13 protein-coding genes are annotated in these 14,201 nt (G+C 67.0%); 5 read left to right on the plus strand and 8 right to left on the minus strand.

Annotated elements, in window-relative coordinates:
• From GLP40_RS22915 to GLP40_RS22925, 3 genes are all read left to right on the plus strand, one after another.
• Window positions 1-842, plus strand: an 842-nt coding sequence (locus GLP40_RS22915; RefSeq protein WP_456094004.1) for a DNA-directed RNA polymerase subunit beta, incomplete at its 5' end; no start/stop codon positions are given.
• A 596-nt stretch (window positions 843-1,438) separates the two neighbouring features.
• Window positions 1,439-1,681: a hypothetical protein gene (locus GLP40_RS22920; RefSeq protein ID WP_154790067.1), complete on the plus strand. Its 243-nt coding sequence runs from the start codon at window positions 1,439-1,441 to the stop codon at window positions 1,679-1,681.
• Window positions 1,682-2,210: 529 nt separating this feature from the next.
• Window positions 2,211-4,238, plus strand: coding sequence for an SDR family oxidoreductase (locus GLP40_RS22925; RefSeq protein ID WP_154790068.1), 2,028 nt, complete (start codon window positions 2,211-2,213; stop codon window positions 4,236-4,238).
• 209 nt (window positions 4,239-4,447) lie between these two features.
• On the opposite strand, the gene GLP40_RS22930 is transcribed toward GLP40_RS22925, so the two are convergent.
• A complete protein-coding gene (locus GLP40_RS22930) occupies window positions 4,448-4,972 on the minus strand; it encodes a cutinase family protein (protein ID WP_328290546.1) in 525 nt (174 codons plus the stop codon).
• Window positions 4,973-5,366: 394 nt separating this feature from the next.
• Between GLP40_RS22930 and GLP40_RS22935 the strand changes: the two genes are divergently transcribed.
• On the plus strand, window positions 5,367-6,767 hold the full coding sequence (locus GLP40_RS22935; RefSeq protein ID WP_154790070.1) for a WS/DGAT/MGAT family O-acyltransferase: 1,401 nt from the start codon (window positions 5,367-5,369) through the stop codon (window positions 6,765-6,767).
• 22 nt (window positions 6,768-6,789) lie between these two features.
• On the opposite strand, the gene GLP40_RS22940 is transcribed toward GLP40_RS22935, so the two are convergent.
• Together GLP40_RS22940 and GLP40_RS22945 are read right to left on the minus strand one after the other, a co-directional pair.
• On the minus strand, window positions 6,790-7,710 hold the full coding sequence (locus GLP40_RS22940) for an alpha/beta fold hydrolase (RefSeq protein ID WP_154790071.1): 921 nt from the start codon (window positions 7,708-7,710) through the stop codon (window positions 6,790-6,792).
• Between the two features lie 84 nt (window positions 7,711-7,794).
• Window positions 7,795-8,697, minus strand: coding sequence for an expansin EXLX1 family cellulose-binding protein (locus tag GLP40_RS22945; protein ID WP_154790072.1), 903 nt, complete (start codon window positions 8,695-8,697; stop codon window positions 7,795-7,797).
• A gap of 218 nt (window positions 8,698-8,915) precedes the next feature.
• Between GLP40_RS22945 and GLP40_RS22950 the strand changes: the two genes are divergently transcribed.
• Window positions 8,916-9,773 carry a cyclopropane mycolic acid synthase family methyltransferase gene (locus tag GLP40_RS22950; protein ID WP_154790073.1) on the plus strand — a complete coding sequence of 286 codons (858 nt, stop codon included), beginning with the start codon at window positions 8,916-8,918 and terminating at the stop codon, window positions 9,771-9,773.
• On the opposite strand, the gene GLP40_RS22955 is transcribed toward GLP40_RS22950, so the two are convergent.
• The 5 genes from GLP40_RS22955 to GLP40_RS22975 form a co-directional block, all read right to left on the minus strand.
• Window positions 9,757-10,770 (minus strand): zinc-binding alcohol dehydrogenase family protein, encoded by a 1,014-nt coding sequence (locus GLP40_RS22955; RefSeq protein WP_154790281.1) that lies wholly within the window; start codon window positions 10,768-10,770, stop codon window positions 9,757-9,759. The two genes, GLP40_RS22950 and GLP40_RS22955, sit on opposite strands and share 17 nt — an antisense overlap.
• Window positions 10,771-11,355: 585 nt before the next feature.
• Window positions 11,356-12,591 carry an NAD(P)/FAD-dependent oxidoreductase gene (locus GLP40_RS22960; RefSeq protein WP_328290547.1) on the minus strand — a complete coding sequence of 412 codons (1,236 nt, stop codon included), beginning with the start codon at window positions 12,589-12,591 and terminating at the stop codon, window positions 11,356-11,358.
• A complete protein-coding gene (locus GLP40_RS22965; protein WP_154790074.1) occupies window positions 12,588-12,770 on the minus strand; it encodes a rubredoxin in 183 nt (60 codons plus the stop codon). Before GLP40_RS22965 ends, GLP40_RS22960 begins: the two co-directional genes overlap by 4 nt.
• Window positions 12,767-12,952: a rubredoxin gene (locus GLP40_RS22970; RefSeq protein WP_154790075.1), complete on the minus strand. Its 186-nt coding sequence runs from the start codon at window positions 12,950-12,952 to the stop codon at window positions 12,767-12,769. The genes GLP40_RS22965 and GLP40_RS22970 overlap by 4 nt, the downstream gene beginning before the upstream one ends.
• A gap of 2 nt (window positions 12,953-12,954) precedes the next feature.
• Window positions 12,955-14,178, minus strand: a complete 1,224-nt coding sequence (locus GLP40_RS22975) for an alkane 1-monooxygenase (RefSeq protein WP_154790076.1) — start codon at window positions 14,176-14,178, stop codon at window positions 12,955-12,957.
• Window positions 14,179-14,201: the final 23 nt, after the last annotated feature.

The following is a 14,201-nucleotide window of genomic DNA, read 5'->3' on the forward strand; positions in this document are numbered from 1 at the left end:
TCCCGCAGGAGGACATGCCGTTCCTGCCCGACGGCACTCCGGTCGACATCATCCTCAACACCCACGGTGTGCCGCGTCGTATGAACATCGGCCAGGTGCTGGAAACCCACCTCGGGTGGATCGCCAAGACGGGCTGGGACATTCGGCTCACCGACGGCGGCCGCCCCGACTGGGCGCAACGCCTGCCCGCCGAACTCCTGTCCGCACAGCCGGATACGAACCTCGCCACCCCGGTGTTCGACGGCGCCCGCGAGGAGGAACTGGCCGGGCTCCTCGGGTCCACCCTCCCCAATCGCGACGGTGAGGTCATGGTCGGCGAAGACGGCAAGGCAACGCTGTTCGACGGCCGCTCCGGCGAGCCGTTCCCCTATCCGATCGCCGTGGGCTACATGTACATCCTGAAGCTGCACCACCTGGTCGACGACAAGATCCACGCGCGTTCGACCGGTCCGTACTCGATGATCACGCAGCAGCCGCTGGGTGGTAAGGCGCAGTTCGGCGGTCAGCGTTTCGGCGAAATGGAATGCTGGGCCATGCAGGCCTACGGCGCGGCCTACACCCTCCAGGAACTCCTCACCATCAAGTCGGACGACGTGGTCGGCCGCGTGAAGGTGTACGAGGCGATCGTCAAGGGAGACAACATTCCCGAACCCGGCGTCCCCGAATCCTTCAAGGTCCTCCTCAAGGAACTTCAATCCCTCTGCCTCAATGTCGAAGTCCTCGCCGCGGGCAATGCCGTCGAACTCCAGCACCCCGATGACGACTACGACCGCGCCGCCACCACTCTCGGAATCGCCCTCACCCACAACGAATCCCCCACCATCACCGATCTGACCAGCTGAGCAGTCCGGCCCTGTGCCGCGTCCGGCATCCCGTGACGCGGCACACCCCGTGCCGTTTCAGCGTTGCGGGCGTTCGAGACGATTGGCAGCCTGTGCAACCACGCGGTCGAGCTCCCAGGGAAACGCCGCCTCCAGCGGCGCAACCCGCGTCGCGGCTCCATTTCCCCAGGACCCCCGCGTCAGTCGAACGGCCGCGACACTGGGCGCTCGGAGCCTTTCCCGCCCCGGCATGGTCGGCGACGGACGGCTCGTGTCAGCGGACTGGGGTCGACCCGCACGGCGGCGCCGGGCCTGACAAAATCGATCACCAGGCCCCGGTGCCGACCGAATTCATCGATAGCCCGCGCCCGCCCGAGCGAGGGGCCGGACAGGATGTGACTCAGTTCATGCGCAGGCGGGGAAGCGTGCCCGGTCAGGCGAAGTGTGACGCTTGTCGGATTCCCTCCTAGGTAGACCGATCGTCATACTGGTCTCGGTTCCGTGGCGAGCGGTGGTTGCTCGCAATCCCCATCACATGCCGGGGAGCGCGCACGCGTGCGGTTCCGGATGATCCCCGGCGATCGAACAGACCAGGAGGGTCGATGGATCGGCGTCGAGTGGCAATCGGAATTGTTGTCACCGGTATCGCGTTGGGCGCCCCCACCATGGCCGTGGGCGCGGGCTTCGCGGCGGCGGCGCCGCAGGCGGAGGGGTGCCACACCGGGGCCCGGGTTCCCACCTCGGATCCGCACGAGTACGACTCGTGCATCGCGGGCGAGTGGGGCAATGTGCGGCAATGTCCGCCGTTCACTGTGGTGAGTCAGACCCCGGACGGTGACATTCGGTGCGTGAACGAGTGACGTTCCCAGACCCGGGATGGGATCTCCGCGTCACGGATCAACTCCCCCACCCGCTCGGCTGCGCGCCGGGTTGGTCGGCGGACCCGACGATCGTGGCCGGCTCACCCGGATTGCCATAATGTAATTCCTCTGCGCGAGAGACGAATTCGGCCGTGAACTCGACTGCGATATCCGCGCACACGTCAAATGGCCGGGCCAACACGTGGCGATCAAACAAGTGAGCGCCCGCTCAGGTCATTCGACCAGTTGCCGGTGAATCGCCGAGTGCCCCCAGAAGTTACACCAAACCCTTTGTTACACATATCAACTCGAATTGCTCCGAGGTGACCATTCACACAGCGCCGAAGCGGCGGTTCCGGTTGAACGCCCAAGTGAGGATCCGTAAAGTTACCGACTAGTTAGGCACGACGGTGTTCCTACCTCGGCCCGACATTCTGCTAGGGGGCCAATCAATCACCGTCCGCATCCACCGACGCATGTCGGACGAAATCCGTTGGATACCAACAGGTTCGTATTTAAGGAGGGGACGATGGTTTCCTACATCGTCACGGGCGGAACTGGATTCTTGGGCCGGCGCGTCGTCGCCCAGTTGCTGGAGCGCGACCCGGAGGCCGTGGTCCACGTACTGACGCGTGAGGCGTCGCTGGCCAAGCTCCGTGAGCTGGCCGACGGCTGGGGGGCGGGCGACCGCGTGTTCCCACTGGTCGGAGACCTGGCCCAGCCGGGGCTGGGGCTGCAGGACGAGCCCCCTCGGGCCGATCACATCATCCACCTCGGCGCGGTCTACGACATGACCGCCGACGCCGAGGTCACCTATGCCGCCAATGTGCAGGGCACCCGGTCGGTGATCGAACTGGCCCGGGAGTTCGACGCGGTCCTGCACCACGTCTCCTCGGTCGCGGTCGCAGGCGATCACAAGGGCAAATTCTTCGAGGACGACTTCGATCTCGGGCAGGGCCTGCACTCGCCCTACCACCGCACCAAGTTCGAGGCCGAGAAGATGGTGCGCGAGGCCGCCGGCCTGCGCTGGCGGGTGTACCGCCCGGCCATCGTGGTCGGCGACTCGCGCACCGGCGAGATGGACAAGATCGACGGGCCGTACTACTTTTTCCCCGCCATCGCGGGACTGGCCGCGCTCCCCTCGGAGCTGCCCATCCCGATCCCGGACCTGGGCGCCACCAATATCGTGCCGGTCGACTACGTGGTCGACGCCATGGTCGAGCTGATCGGCAAGCCCGGGCTCATCGGCCGCACCTTCCACCTGACCAACCCGGAGCCGCAGCCGTTCACCGAGGTCTACAACGCGCTGGCCCGTGCGGCCGGCGCGCCGACTGCTATCGGCACCGTGCCCGGCTCGCATACCGCGCTCAATGCCCTGGGCGGGCTGCCGGGTGTGCCCGCGGTGCGGGATTTCCTGCTGGAGCGCTTCGGCATTCCCGCCGAGGTGGCCCCGCACACCTCCTTCGAGTCGACCTTCGTCTCCGAATCCACCCGGGCGCAGCTGCGCGGCGCCGGTATCGAGGTACCTGCCTTCGAGGACTACGCCGCGACGCTATGGAAGTACTGGCGCGCCAACCTCGACCCCGATCGGGCCCGCCGCATCGAGGGCGGCCGCCTCGAGGGTCGCATCGTGCTGATCACCGGCGCGTCCACGGGCATCGGCCTGGCGACCGCACACGCGGTGGCCAAGCGCGGCGCTACCGTGCTCATGGTGGCCCGCACCGAGGAGGACCTGAACGCCGCGGCCGCGCAGGTGCGCGCGGAAAGCGGTGCGGCACAGCCCTACATCTGCGACATCACCGATGAGAAATCGGTGGAGCTGCTGGTCAAGCAGGTGCTGGCCGACCACGGGCACGTCGACTACGTGGTGAACAACGCGGGCCGCTCGATCCGTCGATCGGTACTCAACTCCACCGACCGCATGCACGATTTCGAGCGGACCATGGCGGTCAACTACTTCGGCGCGGTGCGGCTCATCCTGGCGCTGCTGCCGTCCATGCGGGAGCGGCGCTTCGGGCACTTCGTGAACATCTCCTCGATCGCGGTGCAGACCAAGGTGCCGCGCTTCGCCGCGTACGTGGCCAGCAAGTCGGCGTTGGACAACTTCAGCGAGATCGCCGCCGTCGAGAACGCCGATGCCGGTATCACCTTCACCTCGGTGCGCATGCCGCTGGTACGCACCGCCATGATCGCGCCGACCGATCTGTACAAGTCCATCCCGGTGCACAGCCCGGACCAGGCCGCGGACATCGTGGTACGCGCGCTCGAGCACCGGCCCAACCGCATCGACACCCCGATCGGCACCTTCGCCCAGCTCGTCGACACGGTCATGCCGTCGGTGAAGCGGGCCATTCTGCACCAGGGCTTCCGAATGTTCGGCGAGTCGAAGGCCGCGCGCAACTCCGCTCCGGTCGCCGTGGTGACCGCCGAAACCGGTACGGAGAAAGCCGAATCGCGCAGCCCGCTGCTGGCGCTGGCCCCGATCGTGCAGCCGCTCATGGGACTGCCCGCCCCCGCGGCCCGGTTCACCAACCGCATTCCGGGCCTGCACTGGTAACAGCCCGTCCGGCAACAGAGTTCGGCCCGGTGCGGGACAGCGCACCGGGCCGAACCTGTATTCGGTACCCGCGGCTCGCTGGTGGATGAGGCCCCGAGTGCCGTGACACCTGACGCCCCTCGAACCGCGGATACCCGGACCCGATCCGGGGTCTGGCGAGCGGGTACGCCGAGACCGCCCGGGAGCCGGGCCCTTTCCCCTCCCCGGGTTCAGATGTGGTCAGCGGCGAAGTTCGCCGCCTCCACCAGATCGCTCCCGTAGGCGACGTGGGCATCGGCATCCATGCCCGAACCACAGATGGGATCGCCTCCGGTGCACCAGTCTCCGGTGCGGGACAGGTACGCGCCGGGAACATTCCAGTCCAGGCCGCGCACGGGGTCGCCGAAGAGCAGCACCGCCGCGACGCGCGTGCCGAGGTCACCCGGCAGCTGGACCCGGCCCGGGTACCACGACACCACGCCGGTGCCCAGGGCCGCGTGCACCACCGCCGCGCCCTGCGAATAGCCGACCAGGACGAACTCCTGGTCCGGACAGGCTGCCGCCTGAGCGGCCAAGTGCCCCACCAGATCCGCGCTGCCCGCGCCCACGGCGAAACGGTAGTCCGCGGGGTAGTTCACACGATATGAACTGGTCGAAACGGGCAGCCGATCCTGCAGCATGCCGTAGAGCGGATCGCCGACCTCCTCACCGAGCCACCCGGGTTCGCCTGTACCCCTTGCCACTACGACGTCCACGACGGCGCATCCTTCGTCCGCGTGCGCCCCCGACGGCGGAACGAACATTGTCGCGATCGTCAGCATGATCGCGAGACCCCAAGCAGTACGCCATTTTCCAGGCGGCAGTACCTTCCGGTCGCCCATTGTCCTCACCTCTCACGTCGTTGTGAGAAACCCCGTGACTCTTGTCATTGACTAGAGACCGATCACCGGGCCATGTGACCCAAGGTAGGAACGCTTCGCGCGGGCGGCAACGAATTCCACTCCAGAGTCGCTCGATTGGTACTCAATCGTTTCATTATGAAACTTGTTATCTACGTGCAACTTCGGGGCTACAGATCGGCCACGGATGGAATCCGGACCACACCGCGAACCGCACGCAAAATGGAACTAGTTCTCATAGTGTGTTGGTATGGAACGACTTACCGGGCTCGATGCGAGCTTCCTCTATCTCGAAACGGACACCCAACTCCTGCACGTCTGCGCAATGCTGATACTCGATCCCGCCGCCGAGGGGGTGAGCTACGAGCACGAGGCCTTCAAGGCCGAACTCGGGCGGCGGCTGCATCTCATCCCGGCCATGACCCGGCGCTTGCACACGGTGCCGCTCAACCTCGATCACCCTGTCTGGGTGCGGGATTCGAACTTCGACCTGGACTACCACGTACGTCGGCTGGCACTACCCGGCGGAGCCGGCGACCGGGAACTGGCGGACCTGGCCGCCGACATCGCCGGACGTCCCCTCGACCGCGGGCGCCCGCTGTGGGAGATGTGGGTGGTCGAGGGCCTGCCGCACGGCAGGGTGGCGGTGATCTCGAAGTACCACCACGCCATCGTCGACGGCATCACCGGCACGAACATGATGATGCACCTGTGCGATGTGCAGCCGGGCGTGTCCTACACCCCGCCCGCCGAAACGGCCCCGGCCGAACCGGAACCCAACGACTTGCAGCTGACCGGAGAGGCGCTGCTGAGGTTCCCGGGCAGGCTCGGGATGGTCGGCATGGTGCCGAAGACCGTCGGCATTCTCGGCGATCTGGTCCAGCGTCGGCGCGGCAACGGATCCCGCGGCATGCCACTGCCTTTCACCGCGCCGCGCACGCCGTTCAATCGAGCAATCACCCCGCATCGCGCCATCTCCTTCGTCCAGACCGAGCTGTCGGATATCAAGGAGATAAAGACCGCCTTCGGCGTGAAGGTCAACGACGTGGTGCTGGCAGTGGTCGGCGGCGCGCTGCGCAGCTACCTCGAACTGCACGATGAACTTCCCGAAACCTCGCTCATGGCCTCGGTTCCCGTGTCCACGCACGAGACCTCACGGCACGAGGAAGGCACCAACAAGGTGTCGACCATCTTCGCGCGGCTCTACACCGAGATCGAGGATCCGGTGGCGCGGGTGCTGGCCATCGCCGAGGACAATCGCGCGGCCAAGGAGGAGCACCATCTGATCGGCGCCGACTTCCTCCAGGACTGGGCGAAGTACGCGCCGCCCAACACCTTCCAGCTGGCCGCGCGGGCGTACTCCTCGTTCAAGCTGGCCGAGCGTCACCCGGTGGTGCACAACCTGGTGGTGTCGAATGTCCCCGGGCCCGACTTCCCCATGTACTTCCTGGGCGTGCGGGTGGCGTCGATGTATCCGTTCGGGCCGGTCTTCCACGGTGCGGGACTCACCGCGACAGTGATCTCCAACAACGGGCACATGGACTTCGGATTCATCGCCTGCAAAGAACTGGTGCCGGATGTGGACAAGATCGCCGACGCGGTCCCCGAGGTGATCACCGCGCTGCTCAAGGCCGCGCGCGAAAAGGCCTGAGCGCAGGCCGAATCGGCTGCGCCTATATCCGATCCACCACTGATTGAACGGCCTCGAGGAACACCGGGACAAAGACGTCCGCCTCGAGTGCGCAGGCCGCGTGACCGGCCTTGGCGAGGAAGATCTCCGCTCCCGGAATCGCTTTCGCCATCTCCAGCTGACGGAAGACGGGCAGCGCCCGATCCCGCGTGGTGATGACCACCGCCGTCGGCACCTTCAGAGTCGGCAGCCATTCCGACGCATCGAAACGCCCCAGCACCGCGAGCGCCTGCGCGAGCGCCCAACCGCTGGTAGCGCGCAATTCCGTCATGGCCCAGCGATCCATGCGGCCCACCGGCCATGAGGACTCCGGCAGGGCGGGCAGCCTGTCGCGGCGCAGCTCGGCACGGCGGAAGGACCACTCCGAGAACAGCGCCGCGGTAGCCGACCAGCCGCGGTGGAAGGCGCGCTCACGCCACTTCTCCTGGAAGCGGTAGGTGGTCGCCGCCAGGACCAGCCCGCCCACGCGGTCCGGGTGCCGGTGCGCGGTCAGCTGGGCCACCACGCCGCCCATGGAGTAGCCCGCGAGAATGGGGCGCTCGACGCCCACCGCGTCGGCGACGGCGACGACGTCATCGGCCAGATCGTCGAGATCGAAACGCTCAGAACGGATTCCGTGGCCATGCCAGCGCTGGTCGAACAGGACCACCCGGTAGCGCTCATTGAGCTCGCGCAGGCTCGGGAACCAGTTGAGCATGGCCGTGGTGGCCATGCCGTGCAGCAGCAGGACGGTCGGCGAATCCGCGGCCGGACCCGGCAGGTCCACCACGTAGGTCGTACCCCGGCCGGGCAGGTCCACCATCGAGCCCTGCGGTACCTCCGTCAACCGGGAGATGCGCGGCGAGAGCCTACGGCCGCGGCGGCGCTCGGCGGTGGTGGTCGGGTCCACGCTGGGATTCGTCATCGAAGGCCTCCCGGCATACCGTCTCAGCGGTCGAAATGGAACACGTTCCACTCGATGATGCCACACCGGGACCGCGCCGGCGGGTTACGGCTTGCACGCCGACGGGGCGGCGGCGACAGTGGTCATGGCCGCCTGAGCCGCGGGCGGAGGCGGGGTGACGGGCGGGTCGGCGGGGATCTCGTAGAGGTGAATTCCGGTGCGACGCACCTGTCCCGGCTCGATCGTGATGCCCGAGACGAACGCGGCATGACCATAGATATCGGTCACCTCGGCGGCGAAGGGGCCTGAACCCAGACCGGAGATACTCCAGTAGTTGTCGTCGCCACGCCGCAGCGGCCGGTAGTCACCGCTCGCATCGGGGCGCAGGAAGACCTGCGCGATGGGATTTCCGGTGCCCGAGAACAGGATTCCGATCCAGCTTGGCGAGGAGCTTTGCTGTACGCGGTAGAACAGCTCCGGCGCCGGATCGGGATCGCGCACATGGCTGACGCGGATGGCCGCCACGCCGTCGGCGGTGTTGGCGATGGCCTCGAAAGCCGAACGGCTCAAATTGTATTGGCCGGGATCGCAGCCGGGGCAGCGGTCGACGATCTGGGCGCGGACGCTGCCGAGCGGGCCGTCGATATCGACGTAGGAGCCGCACGGGGCGGAACCGTCGTACTGACCGGTCGGAACCCCGACGTAGTACCCGTCCAACGGCAGATCGGGCAGCGAGCACGCCGCGTTCTGACTGAAGGCGTAAAACCGGGCCTCGCCCTGTTCCGGGGCCGGTTGCCACTCCTGAGTTTGAATCTGCTGCGGAGTAACCGAACTCGGTGCGGTAGCCGCGGGAAGGGTGATGACGGTTGCGGCCGGTGAGGCTGTACCACAGCTGAGAGACTGCGGTCTGATCCACCACGTGGCCAGTGCTACCACCACCGCTCCCGCGAGAATCGTCCACAACCATGGACTGCCAGGATGGACCTCTTCGTGTCCGGTGCGGTGCATGGCCGGCCCCCAACCCTCCGTATCGTGTTTGCTGAAGCGATGCTGCACTCCCCACCAGGAAAGCAGCCACCGCCGTTACATCGGGCTCGAATCGGAAACTCAGGGTGAAAAACGCGGCGTGTTGCCGGTGTGTCATCGAGTTAGAACCCCAGGCCACGGCGCTTCGTATGTCCGGATGTCCCCCATCCTTGTGTCCGCACGCCTCAGGAGAGTTCGCCATGGCTCAGCTCGCGCCCTTCTACCAGCAGGTGCAATCCCACTACGACCTGTCCGACGAGTTCTATGCGCTGTTCCTCGACCCCACCATGACTTACAGCTGCGCCTATTTCGAGCGCGCGGGTATGAGTCTCGAGGAGGCGCAACTGGCCAAGATCGATCTGGCGCTGGGAAAGCTGGGCCTGGAACCCGGTATGACACTGCTCGATATCGGGTGCGGCTGGGGTTCGACCATGATCCGAGCGGTGCTCACCTATGGGGTGCGGGTGATCGGACTCACCTTGAGCCGCAACCAATTCGATCATGTCCAGGCCATGCTGCGGGAGCTCGGCATCTCCGAAGCCGAAGTGCGCCTACAGGGTTGGGAGGAATACGAGGGCATCGCCGACCGGATCGTCAGCATCGGGGCGTTCGAGCACTTCCGCAAGAAGCGCTACCACGAGTTCTTCACCCGCTGCCACCGCATGCTGCCCGCGCACGGCCGCATGCTGCTGCACACCATCATCGGCCGCACCCTGGCCGAGCTCCGTGAAGCCGAGATCCCGGTCACGCGCGAAGACGCGCTGTTCCACATCTTCGTGAAACGCGAGATCTTCCCCGGCGGCCAACTCCCCCAACCCGATACGGTCCCCCGCGAGGCCGAGGCGGTCGGCTTCCGCACCGCCCGTATCCAGTCGCTGCGCCCGCACTATGCCAAGACCCTCGATCTGTGGGCGGCGGCGCTGGAATCCCACCACGCCGAGGCGGCCCGGGTGACCTCCGAGCAGGTGTACCAGCGCTACCTGAAGTACCTCACCGGCTGCGCCCACTACTTCCGGGCCGGACACCTCGACGTCATGCAGTTCACCCTCGTGAAGTAGGCACCAGCACCGCCGCGCCCGCGAACCGCCCGTGCGACAGATCCCGCAGGGCCCGCTCGGCCTCATCCAGCGGGTACGGGTGGACGGTCACCTCGAGGCGATGCCGGCCCGCGAAGGCCAGGAATTCGCGGGCGTCCTGCCGGGTATTGGCGGTCACCGATCGAATTTCCCGCTCCTGGAACAGATGTCGCTGATAGTTCAGCCGCGGAATATCGCTGAGATGAATTCCGGCGATGGACAACACCCCGCCTCGATCCAACGCCTCCATCGCGGGCGGCACCAGATCACCCACGGGCGCGAAGAGAATCGCCGAATCCAGCGGCACCGGCGGGGCATCCGCGGCCCCCTGCGCCGACGCCGCCCCCAGTTCCATCGCCAGCTCGCGCGCCTTCTCATCGCGTGTCATCACATGCACTTCCGCGCCCTGGGCCAGGGCCACCTGCGCCGCAAGATGCGCGCTTCCGCCGAACCCGTAGATGCCCAATCGCCCACCCGGCGGGACGTCGGCGCGCTTCAACGCGCGATACCCGATGATGCCCGCGCACAGCAGTGGAGCGAGCTCTTCGTCCTTGTATCCCGGCGGCAATGGCAGCGCGTAATCCTCTGGCACGGTGGTGAATTCGGCATAGCCGCCGTCAGCGTCCCATCCGGTGTACCGCGACTCCGGACACAGATTCTCGTCCCCCCGCCGACAGAACCTGCACTCGCCACATGTGTGCCGCAGCCATGCGATCCCGACCCGATCCCCCACCCCGAACTCCGCACCCGCGCCCTCCCCGACGCCCACCACCTCGCCGACAACCTCATGCCCGGGAACGACCCCCGCTCGGTGTACGGCCAGATCGCCCTCCACCACGTGCAGATCGGTCCGGCACACCCCACAGGCCAGCACCCGCACCAGCAGCTCCCCCACCCCGGCCTGCGGGACCGCCGACTCCCCGAGCGCGACAACGCGCCCGTCGACCGGCCCCGGTTGCTCCACTCGCCACGCCCTCATAGTCGCCATTCCGACAGTCTCCTCCTGGATGCGCCATCCCGCCCTGAAGCACGCGAGGTCGGCACGCTCGGCGTCGCGGCCCTCGAATCCGGCGGCCACCGTGGCGGCCAGGTTCTGCAGTCTGGCCGGATCCAGTTGCGCGGTCAGCGCGTCCAACTCGGCGAGCGCGTCACCGACCGTGGCCGCGACCTTGACCTGCGGTTCGGCACCATGCTGCCGTCACGCGGGAAGGGGCCCCGGGTCCCGCTGGGCCGGAAGTCGAGGAACTGCTCCCCCGCCGCCGAGAGATTGGCGATCCCGCGGCCCCACCGGTTGGTCGATGTCGACCGGCCCCCGCTGACCGGCTCGAACCGACCGAGACAGTAATACAGATTTCGGACTGGCGTGTCGGTCTTCACGGAAATATTCGGAGCCTTGACAGAAGTACGAGAGCGGGCGAATGATTCGCGCGGCGCGCGAATAACGTTCTTTACCAGCGGATTTCAGCAAAGTGATCGGCAAATGCGAAATGCCGCCGAACCATTCGGTTGGTCCAGCGGCATTTCAGATATTGCGGATTGTTAGCTCAACTGCGGGCGTATGCCTTCACGACTGTCCGGACAGTGCGAGCGCCTCGGTCAGCGGCCGGGACTCGTCGAGGCAGGCAGCGGGATCGACCCGCCCGCCGCGGGCGATCAGGTCCTTCGCGGCCCGGAACTCGGCAGGGCGGGCAATGGTCACCACCCCGGTCGGGCGACCCGCACGCAGCGCGAGCACGGTCGCGTCACCATCCGCGACCCGGCCGCGCACGACAAGCTCGTCATCGGCGTGAATCCTGCCCGCGAACTGCACATTTCGACCGTACTGCAGTGACCATCCCCACGGAACCTCGGCGGCCGCGGCGGGCAGGCCGAGCATCGATCGCGCGGCGGCCGCGCCCTGCGCCTGCGCGCTGTTCCAGTGCTCCTCACGCCGGTACTCCCCCGATGCCGGATCGAATCGGCTCACCGCGTCACCGGCCGCGTACACCCCGGGCGCCGACGTCCGGTAGTGCTCATCCACCCGGATCCCATCGCCCACGGCCAGGCCCGCGGCCTCGGCGAGGCTAGTGTCCGGGACAGATCCGATCGCGACCAGCACAGAGGCCGCGAGCCAGGTGCGGTCATCGGCGGCCACGGCGACGACCTCCATGCCGTCGTGGGCCAGATGGGTCAGCTGAACATCGGTTCGGATCGCAACGCCATTGTCCGCGTGCAGCTTCCGGATGTAGTCGCCCACGAGCGCCGGTGCGACCCGCTCCAGCGGTGCGGCGCCCGCGTCGAGCACCGTCACCTCCGCGCCGAGCCCCCGCGCGGTGGCGGCGACCTCACAGCCGATCAGCCCGGCGCCGACGATCAGCAACGACCCGCCGCGCTGGATCGCCTCCCGCAGCGCCTCGGCATCCGCCCGGCCACGCACCGTATGGATGGCCGACGCGCCCGCGTCTGCCGTTCCGGGCAGCGCCCGCGGGCGCGCGCCGGTGGCGAGCAGCAGCGTGTCATAGCCGATCGCGGTGCCGTCCGTGAGCCGGACCAGACCGGACGCGGGGGCGATGGACTCGACCTCGGTGCCGATGCGCAGATCGATCTGGTGGGTGTGCCAGAAGTCGGCGGGCTGCAACAGGGTTCGCCGATCCTCGGCGGTGCCGGCCAGCAGTTCCTTCGACACCATCGGCCGCCGGTACGGCAGCGAGGGTTCCGCGCCGAGCAGGACGATCTCGCCGGTGTAGCCCTCCGTGCGCAGGGTGCGGGCGGCGGTCGCTCCCGCGACGCCCGCGCCCACGATGACAATGCGCCCGCTCACGCGCGGCTGACCTCGACCATCTCGAAATCACTCTTGGCGGCGCCGCAATCCGGGCAGGACCAGTCATCGGGGATGTCGTCCCACCGGGTGCCGGGGGCGATGCCGTCCTCGGGCCAGCCCAGGGCCTCGTCGTATTCGAAGCCGCACTGCAGGCAGCGAAAGAGTTTGTAGTCGCTCATGAGTGGTGTCCTGTCGAGGTGGAAGCGGGTTCGAAGTCGATCTTCTCGCGCACCCCGCAGTCGGGGCAGCACCAATCGTCGGGGACGGCGGACCAGAGGGTGCCGGCCGGGAAGCCTTCCCGCGGCGCGCCTTTCGCCTCGTCGTAGACGTAATCGCAGACCGGGCAACGGTAGGAGGACATGATCACGCCACCCCGTACTTCGCCAGCACGCGCTCGCGCTTGCGAGGCTGGATGTTCACCTTGGTGATATCGCCCGAATAGTGCTCGAGCACACGGTGATCCATCACCCGACGCCACAGTGGCGGGAAGTAAGCCAGCGAGATCATGCTGGCGTAGCCGCTGGGCAGGTTCGGTGCGCCGTCCATACTGCGCAGCGTCTGGTACCGGCGGGTCGGGTTCGCGTGGTGATCGCTGTGCCGCTGCAGGTGATACAGGAAGATGTTCGTGACGATGTGGTCGGAGTTCCAGCTGTGCTCGGGAGTACAGCGCTCATAGCGGCCGCTGGCGGCCTTCTGACGCAAGAGTCCGTAGTGCTCGAGGTAGTTGACCGTCTCCAGCAGAGTGAAACCGTAGACCGCCTGGATCACCAACCAGGGCAGCACCGCCGGGCCGAACACCGCGGCCAGTACGCCCCACAGCACCACCGACATCAGCCAGGCATTGATCACATCATTGCGAATCGTCCACGGGCTCTTGCCCAGTCGTTCGAGCCGCTTGGCCTCCAACTCCCATGACGAGCGCAGGCTGCCCCACACACTGCGCGGGAGGAAGGCCCAGAAGGTCTCGGCGAAGCGGGCGCTGGCAGGATCCTCCGGCGTGGCCACGCGCACGTGGTGGCCGCGGTTGTGCTCGATGTAGAAGTGGCCGTAGAAGGTCTGAGCGAGGGTGATCTTCGACAGCCAGCGCTCCAGTTCGTCCTTCTTGTGGCCGAGTTCGTGCGCGGTATTGATGCCGACGCCGCCCATCACACCCATGCTCAACGCCAGGCCGATCTTGGAGACCACCCCCAGGCCGCCGTCGATGCCCAGCCACGACAGGTCACTCGCGGTCCACAGGTAGCAGGCGAAGGTCAAGCTCAGCAGCTGGAAGGGGATGTAGGTGTAGACGCAGTACCGGTAATACTTGTCGTTCTCCAGGTACTCCATCACTTCGTCGGGGGGGTTCTGGCCGTCCGGGCCGAAGAAGCGGTCCAGGACCGGCAGCAGCCCGTACACCAGCAACGGGCCGATCCACCACCACACCGGGGCGACGACCGACCAGCCGAGCTGGTTGAAGGCCCAGACCAGCACCGTCGCCACGAACAGAGCGGTCGGGGGCACGAGACCGAACAACCACAGATACCGCTTGCGATCACGCCACTGAGGGCGGGCCGAAGCCTCGGACTCCCGGAACTGAGACGTCGTCATTGCCGTACTCCTAGCATTTACAC

The sequence above is a fragment of the Nocardia aurantiaca genome (assembly GCF_009708175.1).
Lineage (GTDB): Bacteria > Actinomycetota > Actinomycetes > Mycobacteriales > Mycobacteriaceae > Nocardia > Nocardia aurantiaca.

Coding starts and splice junctions, on each gene's coding strand:
- GLP40_RS22925 (WP_154790068.1), top strand. CDS start 2,211: ATGGTTTCCTACATCGTCACGGGCGGAACTGGATTCTTGGGCCGGCGC.
- GLP40_RS22935 (WP_154790070.1), top strand. CDS start 5,367: ATGGAACGACTTACCGGGCTCGATGCGAGCTTCCTCTATCTCGAAACG.
- GLP40_RS22940 (WP_154790071.1), bottom strand. CDS start 7,710: ATGACGAATCCCAGCGTGGACCCGACCACCACCGCCGAGCGCCGCCGC.
- GLP40_RS22945 (WP_154790072.1), bottom strand. CDS start 8,697: ATGCACCGCACCGGACACGAAGAGGTCCATCCTGGCAGTCCATGGTTG.
- GLP40_RS22950 (WP_154790073.1), top strand. CDS start 8,916: ATGGCTCAGCTCGCGCCCTTCTACCAGCAGGTGCAATCCCACTACGAC.
- GLP40_RS22955 (WP_154790281.1), bottom strand. CDS start 10,770: ATGAGGGCGTGGCGAGTGGAGCAACCGGGGCCGGTCGACGGGCGCGTT.
- GLP40_RS22965 (WP_154790074.1), bottom strand. CDS start 12,770: ATGAGCGACTACAAACTCTTTCGCTGCCTGCAGTGCGGCTTCGAATAC.
- GLP40_RS22970 (WP_154790075.1), bottom strand. CDS start 12,952: ATGTCCTCCTACCGTTGCCCGGTCTGCGATTACGTCTACGACGAGGCG.
- GLP40_RS22975 (WP_154790076.1), bottom strand. CDS start 14,178: ATGACGACGTCTCAGTTCCGGGAGTCCGAGGCTTCGGCCCGCCCTCAG.